This window comes from Aeromonas dhakensis, assembly GCF_000820305.1.
GTDB lineage: Bacteria > Pseudomonadota > Gammaproteobacteria > Enterobacterales > Aeromonadaceae > Aeromonas > Aeromonas dhakensis.
The window spans coordinates 1-15,399 of the sequence record NZ_CDBH01000023.1; the positions used below are offsets into that span (position 1 = coordinate 1).

A 15,399-nucleotide genomic window follows, 5' to 3' on the forward strand; every position below is an offset into this window, starting at 1 on the left:
GAGAGTAGGACACTGCCAGGCACCCAATTGAAGAAGCCCGCTCATCTGAGCGGGCTTTTTTATTGCCTGAAATTCAGTCATGCCTGCACGCTTTCCCGTGCTATTCCCTCTCTATTCGCTCCGCACAGGGCAGCTCCATGTTGACTACCCCATCTTCCAGCTGGATATCGATCTTGAAACCAAGCCGTTTGGCCAGGTTGATCATGCCGCGGTTGCTGGGCATGGTCATGCCCGACAGCTGGCCAATGCCGCGCTCCCTGGCATAACGCACGATCTTCTCCATCATCAATTTGCCAAGCCCCAACCCTTTCAGGTCGGACCGTACCAGAATGGCAAACTCGGCATCGCTCAGATCCGGCGTCGAAATGGCGCGAACCACCCCTAAAATCTGATCTTTTCGTTCCCCATCCTGTCCCACGGCGACAAAGGCCATCTCCCGGTCGTAATCGATCTGGGTCATGCGGGCCAGCTCTTCGTGCCCTAGCTCCCCCACATCGGCGAAGAAGCGCTTGTACCTGTCTTCATCCGATACCTTGAGGACAAATTGCTTGTGGGCAGGTTCATCCTCCGGTCGGATGGGGCGCAGCAGCACATGGCTCTGATCCTTGAGCCAGGCCCCCTCTTCCAGCTCGGTGGGATAGGGACGGATAGCCAGCCTGCAGCTGCCTTCTTCATGGGGTTGCAGGGTCAGGCTGGCGTCCAGCACCACCATCTCGGCGCCGCAGGCCTGCAGCGGGTGCAGATCCAGCTGCTGGATCTCGGGGAAGGCGAGCAGCAGCTCCGACAGTTGGCACAGCACCTGGCCGAGGGCATCGATATCGAGCCGCTCCGGACTGGCCTGCTCACGGATCTTGCGACTCTTGAGCGCCCCTATGATCTGGTAGCGTGCCAGCGCCTGGTTGAGTGGCGGCAGGGCCGCCATCATCTCCTGCGGCTCGGCCCCTGATTCACCGAGCAGGATGACAGGGCCGAACACCGGGTCTTGTTGCAGCCGGATCCGCAGTTCCAGACCGCCGCTGCGCCGTGCCATCCGCTGTACCAGCAGGCCTTCGATGCGGGCACCGGGGTCGTGTTGCCTGACTCGATCCAGAATGGCGTCCGCAGCCTGGGCGACTTCGGTCGAGGTGCGCAGGTTGAGCATGACGCCGTGTACGGCCGACTTGTGGAGTATGTCTGGCGAGCGCAGCTTGACCGCGACCGGATAGCCGATCTGCTCCGCGGTCAGGGTGGCCTCGATGGCATCGGAGACGATCCAGGTCGGCAGGGTAGAGAGCCCTGCGGCCTGCAGAATGGGGTGTGCCAGATGGGTGTCGAGGGTGAGCTGCTTGCGTTCCAGCGCCTGCCGGATCAGCAGTTGGCACTGGTCGACGTCGAGCCTGTCACCCTGCAGCGATGCAGGGGTTTCCATCAGCTGCTTCTGGTTACGGCGGTACTCCACCATATGCATGAAGGCGGCGACCGCACTCTCCGGGGTGCGGTAGGTGGGGAATCCCGCCTCGCTGAATAGACGACGCCCCTCCTGGGCCGAATATTCCCCCGCCCAGTTGGTCAGGATATTGAAGCGTCTGGCCCTGGGATGCTGTTTGACGTAGTCGATCAGGCTTCGCGCCAAGGCGGCGCCGCGGGCGGTGAGTGAAGGGGCATGGATGAGCAGGATGGCGTCAGCCTCGTCCCCTTGCAGCAGGTCGTCGAGAGCCTGTTGATAGTCATTGATGTCGGCATCGCTGCCGATGTCGCGGGGCGGCATCGCCAGCTTGCCGCCACGCTCCAGCAACTTGTCGATCGCCATGTTGGCCAGGCCACGGCCGTTGGAGATGATGGCGAGCCGCTCCCCCTTGAGGGTCAGGGAGTGGCTCAGGGTCTCGACGGCGGCAAACAGTTCGTGGGTATCCCGTACCCGCAGCATGCCGGCGCGACGGATGGCGGCGTCATAGACGTTGTCGAGCCCGTTGTCCGGCTCATGGCGGCCGCTCTTGAGCACCAGGATGGGCTTGTTGCGGGCGGCGGCACGGGCAGCCGAGAGAAAATGGCGGGCATCCTGCAGTTTGTCCATGTAGAGCAGGATGGCGCGGGTCACGCTGTCGCGGGAGAGCTGATCCAGCAGTTGGCCGAAGTTGATGTCGCAGTGATCGCCAAGGGAGATGAAGGCCGAGAAGCCGAGTTCATGCTGTTTGGCCCAATCCAGAATGGTGGTGCTGACGGCGGCCGACTGGGAGAGAAAGGCGACCTGACCGGGTTTGGCGGCAATCGGTGAGAAGCTGGCATTGATGCCCTGGCCTGGCAACAGCATCCCCATGCTGTTGGGGCCGAGCAGGCGGATACCGTATTGCCGACTCAGTCGCTGCAGTTGTTCGCGCTCAGGTGGGGTGAAATCGGCCGCCAGTATGATGGCGGCACCCGCTCCCCGCTTGCCGAGCGCCTCGATGAGGGTCAGTACCCGTTCCCGCCGGGTACAGACGATGGCGAGGTCCGGGGCAAGGGGGAGGCTGTCGATGTCGGGATAGGCCAGCACGCCGGCAATGGCCTTGTTGTGCGGGCTGACCGGCAGGATGGGGCCCTTGAACTGACCGGCGAGCAGGTGCCTTATGACCACGTGACCGGCCTTCTGCGGGTCGGTCGAGGCGCCGATGACGGCGATTGACTGGGGTTTGAAGAGCCGATCCAGGCCGCTTGGTTTCATGGGCACTCCCGTGGGTGGCGGATGGTGCCAGTGTAATATGCATTCAGTGCAGGTTCTGTGACCGGCTGCGGATCACTGCTTGGTGAGGGCGTTGGCGCGGAGGTAAAACCTCAGTTCACCCTGGATCTGGCGTACCGCTGCCAGGTGGTGTTCCTGCAGATAGATGTCCTGTTCCTGATCCAGCAAGGTTGAGGGTACCCCCAGGCTTTGCAGGTACTCGTCGAACAGCAGCGAGCTGTTGATTTCGATCAGATTGGACATCATGGCGGGACTCCCTCTTCCACTCAGGTTGAACGTTCAGTCTAGTCTCTGATCTGCCCCTTGCCGTAGCTACTGTCATATTTGACATCGAGTCGCTCACATATCCGTGCTGCCATGCGCCCGGCGGTAGAGGAGGAGAGGTTATAGTGAGGAAGTGACAAGGGGAGGAGTGCAATGATCAGGAGCTGGCTGTGGTGCGTCATTCTGCTGGCTGGCAGCGTGCAGGCGGCCGAGAGCCCCATCAGGGCCTGGAATCTGCTGCTTGATCACCCCAATCCCGCCGTAGCTGCTCTGTTGCGACTCTCCCTCGATCTGACCGTGCCCGAATATGGTCCCTATCGGCTGATTGCCAGCCCGCCGATGGAGCAGGGTCGGGCGGTCAAGGAGTTGCAGGGGGGCGAACTGGTGCAGGTCGGGGTGTTTGCGCCCGATGAGGAGCGCGAGCGCACCCTGCTGGCCATCCATGTTCCGTTGGCAAAAGGGTTGCTGGGCTGGCGGGTGTGCCTCATTCGGCAGGGGGATGAGGGGCGGTTCGCCAACATACGATCGCTGGCCGACTGGCAGCAGGCCGGGCTTCGCATCGGCCAGCACAGATCCTGGCCTGATACCCGTCTGCTCAAGGAGAACGGCCTCGACGTGGTGGTGGGCGGTCTCTATGAGGCCCTGTTCAACATGCTGCGCAAACGGCGCTTCGACTGCTTCCTGCGCTCGGTCATCGAGATCGAGGATGAGCTCACACAGCATCCGGATCTGGCCATCGAACCCCACCTGGTGTTTCGCTATCCGCTGGCGCTGCTGTTTTTCGTCTCGCCCAGGTATCCGGAGCTGGCCAAGCGCATCGAGCTGGGGCTGCTGCGGGCCCGCCAGTCCGGTGACTATGAGCGGATATTCGAGGCGGGTTTTGGCAGCACCATCCGGCGGCTGCAGCTCGATCGGCGGGTGATGCTGGAGCTGAGCAATCCGGATCTGCCGACCGGCAGCCGCGCCATGATGCAGGATCCCTCGCTCATCTATGCACCAGTGTTGCCCGCCTTGTCAGCGCAGTGATCCCTGTCCCCGCGCCGTATCCCAGAAGGCGCGGATCAGCGGCTCCTCCAGCCTCTTCTTGAGCACCGCGATGCCGACATCGAATGGTTTGAGCGCCGGCTTGGGCTCGACGATGCGTACCTTCTCACCCATGGGGCTGTGGTCGATCACTGCCGCCGGCACCAGTCCCACGCCGAAGCCGAGCGCCACCATGGCGACAATCCCCTCGTTGCCCGCCACCTCCGCATAGATGTTGGGGGCGATCCCCTTGTTGCGCAGCCACTGATCGCAGCGTTTGCGGGCCAGCCCCTGCTCCGAGAGGATCAGCGGCAGCCGCTCCCAGTCTGGCTCTCCCTGGGAGAACCACTGGTTCTGCTGGGGGGCTGTGCGGGGAGCGATGAACACCAGCGGTACCTGCTGCAGGCTGGCAAACTCCAGCTTGGATGAGAGGGCATCGGGGCGGGCGGCGATGGCGAGATCGGCCTCGTCGGCCAGGATCTTGTCTACCGCCAGCGCCGGGTCGCCGGTCTCCAGCTTGATCTCCAGCTGGGGATAGCGGCGGCGAAAGCGCTCCAGCACCTCGGGCAGCAGAAAGTAGCTGGCGGTGACCGAGCAGAACACCCGTAGTCGGCCCTGCAGCGGCTCATCGCTGCGTTTGAGCTCCTGCTTGAGCTGGCGCCACTCCTGCAGCAGCTCTCCACCAAACTCACGCAGCTTCTCGCCGGCCGGGGTGAGCCGTACCGAGCGGTTGTCCCGCTCGAACAGCACACAGCCGGTCTCCTGCTCCAGCCGCTGGATGGCGCGGCTGAGGGTGGAGGGACTGACCGCCATGGCGTCGGCGCTCTTGCCGAAGTGGAGGGAGTCGGCGAGGTGGAGAAACAGTTCGAGATTGCGAAGGTCCATCTTTCAGCTCCTGGCGCTGATGTCTGCCCGATATCCAGCGGTGGGTGGTTAGCCCCGCCATGTGATCATGAAGGGTTAACGTTTCAATTATTGCAACGTACTGTTTCGAATATATCAGTTCAGGCAATAAGTGTCCCGCGCTATAGTGGTTTCGACAACGCCGCCATCCGGCATGGAATCAATCGAACGGAGCAATCACCATGGCTAACTATTTCAACACCTTGAACCTGCGTCAGCAGTTGGCCCAGCTGGGCAAGTGTCGTTTCATGCAGCGCGAAGAGTTCGCGGACGGCTGCAACGTGCTGAAGGGCAAGAAGGTGGTGATTGTGGGCTGTGGTGCCCAGGGCCTGAACCAGGGCCTGAACATGCGTGACTCCGGGCTGGATATCTCCTACGCCCTGCGCAAGGCCGCCATCACCGAGAAGCGCGCCTCCTGGCAGAAGGCCACCGACAACGGCTTCGCGGTCGGCACCTATGAAGAGCTGATCCCGACCGCCGATCTGGTGCTGAACCTGACCCCGGACAAGCAGCACTCCGACGTCGTCAAAACCGTGATGCCGCTGATGAAGCAGGGCGCCGCACTGGGCTACTCCCACGGCTTCAACGTGGTGGAAGAGGGTCAGCAGATCCGCTCCGACATCACGGTCGTGATGGTGGCGCCCAAGTGCCCGGGTACCGAAGTGCGTGAAGAGTACAAACGCGGCTTCGGCGTACCGACCCTGATCGCCGTTCACCCGGAGAACGATCCCAAGGGTGAAGGCATGGCCATCGCCAAGGCGTGGGCCTCCGCCACCGGCGGCGACCGTGCGGGCGTGCTGGAATCCTCTTTCGTGGCGGAAGTGAAATCCGACCTGATGGGCGAGCAGACCATCCTCTGCGGCATGCTGCAGGCCGGTTCCCTGCTCTGCTACGACAAGCTGGTTGCCGAGGGCACAGACCCGGCCTACGCCGGCAAGTTGATCCAGTTCGGCTGGGAGACCATCACCGAAGCCCTCAAGCAGGGCGGCATCAGCCTGATGATGGACCGTCTGTCCAACCCGGCCAAGCTGCGCGCCTTCGAGCTCTCCGAGCAGCTCAAGACCCTGATGCGCCCGCTGTTCGAGAAGCACATGGACGACATCATCGCCGGTGAATTCTCCCGCGGCATGATGGCCGACTGGGCCGAAGACGATGCCAAGCTGTTCGGCTGGCGTGAAGAGACCGGCAAGTCTGCTTTCGAAAACGCCCCGGCGTTTGCAGGCAAGATTGCCGAGCAGGAGTACTTCGACAATGGCGTGGTGATGGTGGCCATGGTCAAGGCGGGTGTGGAGCTGGCGTTCGAGACCATGGTGGCTTCCGGTATCTACGAGGAGTCTGCTTACTACGAATCCCTGCACGAGTTGCCGCTGATCGCCAACACAGTCGCCCGCAAGCGTCTGTACGAGATGAACGTGGTCATCTCCGACACCGCCGAGTACGGTAACTACCTGTTCGCCAACGCCGCCGTGCCCTTGCTGCGCGAGCACTTCATGCCGACCCTGAAAGCGGGTGATCTGGGTGCCAGCAAGGCGGAAGGGCAGAGCGTCGACAACCTGGCGCTGCTGGCCGCCAACGAGGCGACTCGCAACCACCCCATCGAAGCGATCGGTCAGGTGCTGCGCGGTTACATGAAGGACATGAAGCGCATCGCCGTCGGCGGTTAAGCCGGCATCGGGCAGGATGATAAGGGGGCGGGGGTGACGATCCCCGTCGCCGGCCGGGCTGGACACCCGACCGGCCCGCCAGAAAACCCGGCCATAAAAAAGCCCCGCTCATCGAGCGGGGCTTTTGCATTCAGAAAGGCCGGCTAAATCAGGCTTTCCAAGCTTTCCAGGTGTTGATCAGACCGTTGGTGGAGCAGTCGTGGCTGGTGACCGCCTCGGCAGTGTTGAGCTCCGGCAGGATCTTGTTGGCCAGCTGTTTGCCCAGCTCCACGCCCCACTGGTCGAAGCTGAAGATGTTCCAGATTGCGCCCTGTACGAAGATCTTGTGCTCGTACATGGCAATCAAAGAGCCAAGCGTTTTCGGGGTCAGGCTCTTGAACAGGATGGAGTTGGTCGGGCGGTTGCCTTCGAACACCTTGAACGGCACCAGATCCTTGACCTGCTCCAGGGTCTTGCCAGCCGCCAGGAACTCGGCTTCGACCTGCTCCTTGCTCTTGCCGAAGGCCAGCGCCTCGGTCTGGGCGAAGAAGTTGGCCAGCAATTTCGGGTGGTGGTCGCCGATCGGGTTGTGGCTGATGGCCGGTGCCAGGAAGTCGCAGGGGATTAGCTTGGTGCCCTGGTGGATCAGCTGGTAGAAGGCGTGCTGGCCGTTGGTGCCCGGCTCACCCCAGATGATGGGGCCGGTCTGGTAGTCAACCGGCTTGCCGTTGCGATCCACGTACTTGCCGTTGGACTCCATGTTGCCCTGCTGGAAGTAGGCCGGGAAACGGTGCATGTACTGATCGTACGGCAGAATGGCTTCGGACTCGGCACCATGGAAGTTGTTGTACCACAGGCCGATCAGCGCCAGCAGCACCGGCACGTTCTGCTCATAGGAGGCAGTGGCGAAGTGCATGTCCATCTCGAAGGCGCCTTGCAGCAGGGCCTCGAAGTTGGCGAAACCGACGGACAGGGCGATGGGCATGCCGATGGCTGACCAGGAGGAGTAGCGGCCGCCAACCCAGTCCCAGAACTCGAACATGTTGTTGGTGTCGATACCGAACTCGGCCACGGCCTTGCCGTTGGTGGAGAGGGCGGCGAAGTGCTTGGCAACGTGGGCCTTGTCACCGGCAATCTTGATGAACCAGTCGCGGGCGGTCAGGGCGTTGGTCATGGTCTCCTGAGTGGTGAAGGTCTTGGAGGCCACCAGGAACAGGGTGGTTTCCGGATCGATCTTCTTCAGGGTCTCGGCGATGTGGGTGCCATCGACGTTGGAGACGAAGTGCATCTGCAGGTGGTTTTTGTAGGGACGCAGTGCCTCGGTGATCATCACCGGGCCCAGATCGGAGCCACCGATACCGATGTTGACCACGTGCTGGATCGCCTTGCCGGTGTAGCCTTTCCATTCGCCGCTGATGATCTTCTCGCAGAAGCCCTTCATCTTGGCCAGCACGGCGTTTACTTCCGGCATCACATCCTTGCCGTCACACTCGATGGGGCGGTCGGAGCGGTTGCGCAGGGCCACGTGCAGTACCGAGCGGCCTTCGGTCATGTTGATCTTGTCGCCATTGAACATGGCATCGATCGCGCTGCGAAGATCGGTCTCTTTGGCCAGATCAATCAGCAACTTGAGGGTTTCTTCGGTGATCAGGTTCTTGGAGTAGTCGACCAGGATGTCGCCGCCGAAGGTGAGGGAGAATTTGTCGAAACGCTGGGGATCCTGGGCGAACAGATCCTTGAGCCGGGTCTCTTTGTTCGCTGCAAAGTGGGCTTCCAGTGCCTGCCAGGCCTGGGTCTGGGTTGGATTGATGTTTTTCATAGGATTATCAGTCTTCCAAGTTGTGTATGAACCTTGCAGGCAAGGCTCCCGCCAAACCTTATTATTCGAGCACTATACCGGGCCCATTATACCGAGCCCATGGTGCGGCCCGTGTAACAGAGCTTTACCAATTGTCTGCCATCGACCGAGTTTACAACCAAAACGCTGCGATTATGAGTCACTCATGGCTGCCGGATCTTGCGTTTGCGCATACTTGGTTGGGCTTGCCGCCGTTGAAAGGGCTTTCAGGGCGAGGCATGCTGCGGGCGGGGTGGCAACCTGGCATGGCAGCCAAAAGAGTATTCGATAGGCGCCTTTTCGCTCATTTCATGCGCAGGCGCAAATTGTCGGCGGCCCAAGATGGCTAGCATGGGTGTCGCATGGACGAGATCTCCCAGGGATGGCTACTGTCTGGAGTGAGGAGATCGCTATGAAAGCTGTGTTGTCCCTGTTTGCCCTTAGCCTGATCGCCACCGGCCTCATCGGCCTGTTGACCCTGGTGCTGACCAGTGCGGCCCCTACCTTGCCGCTGCGGGTACTGGCGGTGATCGGTGCCGTGCTGGGGGGATATGTGCTGGTGCAACCGCTGCTCAACCGGGTGGCACGTCGGCTGGTGTAAGCCGACCCCCCGGAATGCTGAAAACAAAGTCCGGCCCATTGTGGCCGGCTTTTTTATGGTCGTGTTCACCCCTGCCGAGGCCAGAGACGACAATGCCAGCCCGAAGGCTGGCATTGTGGGTGGCTGCAAAACCGCGTTTACGCCTGCGGCTTTTGCATGTGCATGACCATCTGCGGGAAGGGGATCTCGATGCCTTCGGCATCGAAGGTGAGCTTCACCTTCTCGTGGAAGTCGAACCAGACTCCCCAGTAGTCGCCGGTCTTGACCCAGGGGCGCACGACTATGTTGACCGAGGAGTCGGCCAGTGCGGCGACGGCGATGGTGGTGGCCGGCTCCTTGAGAATGCGCGGCTCTTCGTTCACCAGCCGCTCCAGGATCTGCTTGGCCTTGCGGAGATCCGAGCCGTAGCCGATGCCGAAGGTCATGTCGACGCGGCGGGTATCCATGCGCGAGTAGTTGACGATAGTGCCGTTGAGGATGGCGGAATTGGGCACCACCACCATCTTGTTGTCACCAGAGGTGAGGGTGGTGGTGAACAGCTGAACGGATTGCACCACGCCATTGGTGCCGGCCACCTCGATGAACTCGCCTGCCTTGATGGGGCGGAAGATGATCAGCAGGAAGCCGGCGGCGAAGTTGGAGAGAGAGCCCTGCAGCGCCAGACCGATGGCCAGACCGGCGGCACCGATAATGGCGACGAAGGAGGCGGTCTGCACCCCGACCCGGCCCAGCGCGGCGATCACCACGAATACCAGGATGGCGTACTTGAGGATGCTGCCGACGAAGTGGGTGACAGTGGTGTCCAGCTTGCGGGACTGCATCACCTTGACCACGGCGCCGCTGATGAGGTTGGCGGCGATGTAGCCGACCAGCAGGGTGAGCAGGGCGGCCGCGATGTTGACGGCATACTCGATCAGCAGGCCCTGGTTGTTGACCAGCCAGGTCTGCGCTTCGGTAATGATTTCGGGTTCCATAGGGTGTCCTGTCAGGCGATAAAAGGTTTATGACGCATGAATCTAACATTGGCATGCGACAGTCCGGGTCGCATCTGGTGCTCACCGCCTCTTTTGTGCCACAAAAAACAAGGGAGGCCAAGGCCTCCCTCTTTACTGCAACTCACCTGGAGCGGCGTTGCCGCGGCTGATTGCGAATGCATTGTCGCCGGGCGTACTGCTTAGCTCTGCAGCAGCTGGCTGCGGATAAACTGCCACTGATCTTCAAACCCGGCGGTGGGCTTGATTTTGAACTCGGAGCGGACGAACTGACTGATCCGCCCCTCGGTATAGGCCAGCAGCAGGTTGGCCAGCATGGTTTCGTCGAGCTGGAAGCCCTGGCCTTCGCGCAGCCGTTTCTCCCGCAGCACCTGTTTGATCTGGGTCTCCAGCTTGTCAAACAGGATGCTGATGCGATCCCGCAGCCGGTCGTGCTCTCCCAGCAGGGCGTCGCCGTTGAGGATGCGGGTGATACCGGGATTGCGCTCGGCGAACACCAGCAGCAGCTGTAGTATGTGGTGGCAGCGGCTCATGGTGTCCTTCTCTTCGGCCATGATCAGGTTGACCCGTGACAGCAGGGAATCTTCGATAAAGTCGATCAGCCCCTCGAACATCCGCGCCTTGCTGGGAAAATGTCGATAGAGGGCTGCCTCGGAGACCCCCACCTCGGCCGCCAGACGGGCCGTGGTGATGCGCTGGCCTGGGCTGGTCTCCAGCATGTGGGCGAGCGCCTGCAGGATCTGATCGCGCCGACTCTGTTTCTGATTACTGCTTGCCATGGATTCCCCTAAAAAAACAATGGCCTGATTCTGTTATTAGGCACCGCCGCTCGGGCCGGTGTGGTCTGTTATTGGCGACCAGAAGAACCAAAACCGCCTTCACCCCGTTCGCTCTGATTGAACTCATCGACCAGTTGGAAGCTGGCCTGAACCACCGGCATGATCACCAGCTGGGCGATGCGCTCGCCGGGCTGCATGGTGAACGCCTCTTTGCCGCGGTTCCATACCGAGACCATCAGCTGGCCCTGGTAGTCGGAATCGATGAGGCCGACCAGGTTGCCCAGCACGATGCCGTGCTTATGGCCGAGGCCGGAGCGGGGCAGGATGGTGGCGCACAGGCCCGGATCCTGGATGTGGATGGCCAGCCCGGTCGGTACCAGGGTGGTATCACCCGGGGCCAGCGTCAGCGGGGCATCCAGCAGGGCGCGCAGATCCATGCCGGCGGAGCCCGGTGTGGCGTAGGCAGGCAGCGGATAGTCGGTGCCGATGCGGGCATCCAGAATCTTCAGTTCAATTTGTGTTGTCATAAATCGTTTTTATTGGAGTGGAGGTGGTCGATTGACTGGCTCAGCGCCGGTAATGGCGTGCAATCAGGGCAATCAGGTGACGAGCCAGCGTCAGCTTATCGGCCAGGGGCAGAGGGGCTTGACCCCCTTGCCAGAACACGGTGAGGGCGTTGTCATCGGCGTTGAAGCCCTGGCCCGCACGGGATACGTCATTGGCGGCGATCATGTCCAGCCGCTTACGCTGCAGTTTGTCGAGGGCGTATTGTTCCACATCCACGGTTTCTGCGGCAAATCCGACGGTGAAGGGTTTATCTGACAAGGCCCCCACGGCGGCGATGATGTCGGGGTTTTTGACCAGGGTCAGCTGCATCTGGTCGTTGTCGCCGGTCTTCTTGATCTTCTGCTCGGCCACCTGGGCGGGGCGGTAATCGGCGACGGCGGCGCAGCCGATGAAGAGGTCGCTCTCGCCGACCCGGCTCATGACCGCCTGATGCATCTGCTCGGCGCTCTCGACGTCGACGCGGGTGACGCCGGCCGGGGTGGCCAGTGCCACCGGGCCGCTCACCAGTGTCACCTCGGCACCCGCTTCACGGGCGGCGCGGGCGATGGCATAGCCCATCTTGCCGGAGCTGTGGTTGCTGATGTAGCGCACCGGATCGAGCGCTTCACGGGTCGGCCCTGCGGTCAGCAGCAGTCTGACGCCGGCTAGCAGCGGCTCGGCGGCGAGCTGCTGGCAGCAACGCTCTACCAGCTCGAGGGGATCCAGCATCCGGCCCGGGCCCACGTCACCGCACGCCTGGCTGCCGGAATCCGGCCCCCATAGCAGGATGCCGCGGCTGGCGAGGGTCTTGAGGTTGGCCTGAGTGGCGGCGTTGAGATACATCTGCTGGTTCATGGCCGGCGCCAGCGCCACCGGTGCCGGGGTGGCCAGGCAGAGGGTGGTGAGCAGCTCGTCGGCCATGCCGGCGGCCATGCGGGCCATCAGATTGGCGCTGGCGGGGGCGATCAGCACCAGATCGGCCCATTTGGCCAGCTCGATGTGGCCCATGCCCGCCTCGGCAGCGGGATCCAGCAGACTGTCGGCCACCGGGTGGCCGGAGACGGCCTGCAGGGTCAGCGGGGTGATGAACTCCTTGGCGGAGCGGGTCATCACCACCCGTACCTCGGCGCCCTGATCTTTCAGGCGGCGTACCAGCTCGGCACTCTTGTAGGCGGCGATCCCGCCGCTGACACCCAACAGGATGCGTTTATCGGCCAATCTCATCTGCTGTTTCTCTTCCGGCTCACTCTGACTGGTCGGCTAAGATACCACAGGCAGCAGTCGACGACAGAGGCTGACATGGGGGTCTTGTGGCCGGGCTCCCGTGATTTCTTTGCTATGTTTTCTCTCAATAGTACAAAGGAGAGACAAATGAGCATCAAGGAGTGGCCAGAGGATGAACGACCCCGTGAGAAGCTGCTGCGTCACGGCCCGGGCGGCTTGTCCGATGCCGAGCTGCTGGCGATCTTCCTGCGCACCGGGGTCAGTGGCTTGAGTGCAGTCGATCTCTCCCGCAACCTGTTGAATCAGTTCGGATCGCTGCGCAATCTGCTGGGGGCGGACCGGCGTGCCTTCTGCGAGGCGCATGGCCTGGGCCCAGCCAAATATGCCCAGCTGCAGGCGGTGCTGGAGATGGGTAAACGCCATCTGGCGCAGCAGCTGCAACGGGGGGATGCGCTCACCTCGCCCCAGCTGACCCGGGACTATCTGCAGGCCCAGCTGCGGGATCGGCCGCGGGAGGTGTTTGCCCTGCTGCTGCTCGACAATCAGCATAGAGTGATTCAATTCGTTGAACTTTTTTACGGCACCCTCGACTCGGCGAGCGTCTGGCCCAGAGAAATCGTGCAGATCGCACTCAAACATAATGCAGCCGCCGTGATTCTGGCGCATAATCACCCGTCCGGCGTCGCCGAGCCCAGTAGGGCCGACCGCCAGATCACGGATCGGATCACGGCAGCCCTGGCCCTGATCGATATCAGAGTGCTGGATCACTTGGTGATCGGTGATGGCATCACGGTTTCTTTCGCCGAGCGCGGTTGGTTATGACTGTGCTCTGGCGCCGTATTAGTTGATCTTTGATCACGGATGCTGTATAAAATGCCGCCTTCTGTTTGCCCCGCAATCGAAGGCCAGCGGGGCAGATATTTGCTCGAGCAATGAAGTAAGATTTGGAGAGACTGACATGTCTAGAGTATGCCAAGTAACCGGCAAGCGCCCGGCAGTTGGTAACAACCGTTCGCACGCTAACAACGCTACCAAGCGTCGTTTCCTGCCGAACCTGCACACTCACCGTTTCTGGGTTGAGAGTGAAAAACGCTTCGTAAGCCTGCGCGTATCCGCAAAAGGCATGCGTATCATCGACAAGCGTGGCGTTGAAGTGGTTCTGGCTGAACTGCGCGCCAGCGGTGTTAAGGTATAAGGAATTAGATCATGGCTAAAGGTATTCGCGAGAAGATTCGCCTGAACTCCAGCGCCGGTACTGGTCACTTCTATACCACTACCAAAAACAAGCGCACCATGCCCGAAAAAATGGAAATCAAAAAGTTTGATCCCGTTGTTCGTCAGCATGTGATCTACAAGGAAGGCAAAATCAAGTAATTACTTGATGCTGCATTCCCAAAAACCCGGCCCTGTGCCGGGTTTTTTTATGGCTGGAATTCAGTACACTGCCGGTTCGAAGGGAGGCTTGCCATGTTCAAATTGAGCCGCAGAGGCTGGAACAACGTGATCATTGTGGTGGTGCTGATCGTGATCACCCTGTTGCACCGGCTGGAGATCGCCCAGCAGGAAAACAGCTCCAAGCGGGCGCGTCCGCTGTTGCCGGAGAGCGCCGTGGTGCTCACCTGGCAGGGGCCGAGCTGGCAGATAGAGCGCATCGGGCAGGGCTGGCGCAGCGGGCCGGATCTGGGGCTCAGCAGTGCCCAGCTGGCGGCGCACATCGAGGCCTGGCAGGGCTGGTTGCTGCCGCCCGGCGAAGCCGTGCGCGGCAATCCGGTTACCCTCAAGATCTGGGTCGCTGGCCAGAGCGACCCCATCGAGGTGGGGCTCTATCAGGATGACGGCAAGTTTGCCGCCCTGCTGCCCCCCTCGACCTGGCTCAGCCTGAGCCAGGAGCAGTATCGCAGCCTGCTGCGTCCCGCTCCCTAACCCATTTTTCAGCGTCAGCACGAGGATCCCATGCCTGAATTACCGGAAGTCGAAGTCAGCCGCCAGGGCATATCGCCCTGGCTTACCGGCATCAAGGTCACTAGGGTGGTGGTGCGGGACGGCCGTCTGCGCTGGCCGGTGCCGGGGGAGATCCAGGAGCTGGTGGACCTCACCATCCACCGGGTCAGCCGCCGCGCCAAGTACCTGCTGCTGGAGACCGACTTCGGTACCGCCATCCTCCATCTGGGCATGTCGGGCAGCCTGCGGGTGCTGGACATCGGCACCCCGGCCGAGAAGCACGATCACGTGGATATCGAGCTCGAGAACGGCAAGCTGCTGCGGCTCAACGATCCGCGCCGCTTCGGCGCCCTGCTGTGGACCCGCGAGCCGGCCGAGGCGCATGCGCTGCTGGCCAAGCTGGGGCCTGAGCCGCTCACCGACGCCTTCAACGCCGATTACCTGCGTGAGCGTGCCAAGGGGCGCAGCACTGCCATCAAAACCTTCCTGATGGACAATCAGGTGGTGGTCGGGGTAGGCAACATCTACGCCAACGAGGCGCTCTATGCCGCTGGCATTCATCCCAAGCGGGCGGCGGGCAACATCAGCGCCGAGCGGCTGGGCACCCTGGTAGGGGAGATAAAGCGGGTGCTGGCCGAGGCGATTCAGCAGGGCGGCACCACCCTCAAGGATTTCACCAGTGCGGATGGCAAACCGGGTTATTTCGTGCAGCAGTTGCAGGTGTACGGGCGGGGTGGCCAGCCCTGTTTTCACTGCCACACCCTGCTCAGCGAAATCCGGCTTGGGCAGCGCACGACCGTGTTCTGTTCCCACTGTCAGCGCTGAATCGCGGTTTTTTCGGCCTGAAACGGCCAAGTTGTAAGAGAGTATTTCCAGTCTGTTGAATATTTGCTCGCCCGTCACTACTATCTCGGCCGTTCAGGCGGTTTGAGACAATAAAATGACAGC

At 61.6% G+C, this 15,399-nt stretch carries 16 protein-coding genes; 8 read left to right on the plus strand and 8 right to left on the minus strand.

Annotated features, from left to right (window positions below):
- Window positions 1-100: 100 nt before the first annotated feature.
- Both BN1143_RS04225 and BN1143_RS04230 read right to left on the minus strand, forming a co-directional pair.
- Entirely contained in the window at window positions 101-2,680 is a 2,580-nt protein-coding gene (locus tag BN1143_RS04225) for a bifunctional acetate--CoA ligase family protein/GNAT family N-acetyltransferase (RefSeq protein WP_042049773.1), read from the minus strand.
- A 72-nt stretch (window positions 2,681-2,752) separates the two neighbouring features.
- Window positions 2,753-2,944 (minus strand): hypothetical protein, encoded by a 192-nt coding sequence (locus BN1143_RS04230; protein WP_005307455.1) that lies wholly within the window; start codon window positions 2,942-2,944, stop codon window positions 2,753-2,755.
- Window positions 2,945-3,115: 171 nt separating this feature from the next.
- Here BN1143_RS04230 and BN1143_RS04235 point away from each other — a divergent pair, with 171 nt between their 5' ends.
- Entirely contained in the window at window positions 3,116-3,988 is an 873-nt protein-coding gene (locus BN1143_RS04235; RefSeq protein WP_042049775.1) for a type 2 periplasmic-binding domain-containing protein, read from the plus strand.
- Here BN1143_RS04235 and ilvY read toward each other — a convergent pair.
- Window positions 3,977-4,870, minus strand: a complete 894-nt coding sequence (gene ilvY / locus BN1143_RS04240) for an HTH-type transcriptional activator IlvY (RefSeq protein ID WP_042049777.1) — start codon at window positions 4,868-4,870, stop codon at window positions 3,977-3,979. The two genes, BN1143_RS04235 and ilvY, sit on opposite strands and share 12 nt — an antisense overlap.
- Before the next feature lie 200 nt (window positions 4,871-5,070).
- Between ilvY and ilvC the strand changes: the two genes are divergently transcribed.
- Window positions 5,071-6,552, plus strand: coding sequence for a ketol-acid reductoisomerase (gene ilvC / locus BN1143_RS04245; RefSeq protein WP_019840082.1), 1,482 nt, complete (start codon window positions 5,071-5,073; stop codon window positions 6,550-6,552).
- Between the two features lie 148 nt (window positions 6,553-6,700).
- Here the strand turns inward: ilvC and pgi are convergent, their stop codons facing one another.
- Window positions 6,701-8,350 carry a glucose-6-phosphate isomerase gene (gene pgi / locus BN1143_RS04250; protein WP_042049778.1) on the minus strand — a complete coding sequence of 550 codons (1,650 nt, stop codon included), beginning with the start codon at window positions 8,348-8,350 and terminating at the stop codon, window positions 6,701-6,703.
- 430 nt (window positions 8,351-8,780) lie between these two features.
- On the opposite strand from pgi, the gene BN1143_RS04255 reads away from it, so the two are divergent.
- On the plus strand, window positions 8,781-8,969 hold the full coding sequence (locus BN1143_RS04255; RefSeq protein ID WP_005307469.1) for a holin: 189 nt from the start codon (window positions 8,781-8,783) through the stop codon (window positions 8,967-8,969).
- 137 nt (window positions 8,970-9,106) lie between these two features.
- Here the strand turns inward: BN1143_RS04255 and BN1143_RS04260 are convergent, their stop codons facing one another.
- The 4 genes from BN1143_RS04260 to coaBC all read right to left on the minus strand — a co-directional run bounded on the left by BN1143_RS04260 (window position 9,107) and on the right by coaBC (window position 12,510).
- Entirely contained in the window at window positions 9,107-9,943 is an 837-nt protein-coding gene (locus BN1143_RS04260) for a mechanosensitive ion channel domain-containing protein (protein ID WP_005307473.1), read from the minus strand.
- 200 nt (window positions 9,944-10,143) lie between these two features.
- Complete coding sequence (gene slmA, locus BN1143_RS04265; protein ID WP_005307475.1) at window positions 10,144-10,740, minus strand: nucleoid occlusion factor SlmA; 597 nt, start codon at window positions 10,738-10,740, stop codon at window positions 10,144-10,146.
- A gap of 68 nt (window positions 10,741-10,808) precedes the next feature.
- On the minus strand, window positions 10,809-11,267 hold the full coding sequence (gene dut / locus BN1143_RS04270; protein ID WP_005307478.1) for a dUTP diphosphatase: 459 nt from the start codon (window positions 11,265-11,267) through the stop codon (window positions 10,809-10,811).
- 40 nt (window positions 11,268-11,307) lie between these two features.
- Entirely contained in the window at window positions 11,308-12,510 is a 1,203-nt protein-coding gene (gene coaBC / locus BN1143_RS04275) for a bifunctional phosphopantothenoylcysteine decarboxylase/phosphopantothenate--cysteine ligase CoaBC (RefSeq protein ID WP_010635526.1), read from the minus strand.
- 147 nt (window positions 12,511-12,657) lie between these two features.
- Here coaBC and radC point away from each other — a divergent pair, with 147 nt between their 5' ends.
- The 5 genes from radC (at window position 12,658) to mutM (ending at window position 15,276) form a co-directional block, all read left to right on the plus strand.
- Window positions 12,658-13,332 (plus strand): RadC family protein, encoded by a 675-nt coding sequence (gene radC, locus BN1143_RS04280; RefSeq protein WP_005307485.1) that lies wholly within the window; start codon window positions 12,658-12,660, stop codon window positions 13,330-13,332.
- A 136-nt stretch (window positions 13,333-13,468) separates the two neighbouring features.
- Window positions 13,469-13,705 carry a 50S ribosomal protein L28 gene (gene rpmB / locus BN1143_RS21720; protein WP_005307492.1) on the plus strand — a complete coding sequence of 79 codons (237 nt, stop codon included), beginning with the start codon at window positions 13,469-13,471 and terminating at the stop codon, window positions 13,703-13,705.
- Window positions 13,706-13,716: 11 nt separating this feature from the next.
- Window positions 13,717-13,884: a 50S ribosomal protein L33 gene (gene rpmG / locus BN1143_RS04285; protein ID WP_005307500.1), complete on the plus strand. Its 168-nt coding sequence runs from the start codon at window positions 13,717-13,719 to the stop codon at window positions 13,882-13,884.
- 93 nt (window positions 13,885-13,977) lie between these two features.
- Window positions 13,978-14,433, plus strand: a complete 456-nt coding sequence (locus BN1143_RS04290) for a hypothetical protein (RefSeq protein ID WP_042049779.1) — start codon at window positions 13,978-13,980, stop codon at window positions 14,431-14,433.
- A gap of 30 nt (window positions 14,434-14,463) precedes the next feature.
- On the plus strand, window positions 14,464-15,276 hold the full coding sequence (gene mutM / locus BN1143_RS04295; protein ID WP_042049780.1) for a bifunctional DNA-formamidopyrimidine glycosylase/DNA-(apurinic or apyrimidinic site) lyase: 813 nt from the start codon (window positions 14,464-14,466) through the stop codon (window positions 15,274-15,276).
- Window positions 15,277-15,399 lie beyond the last annotated feature (123 nt).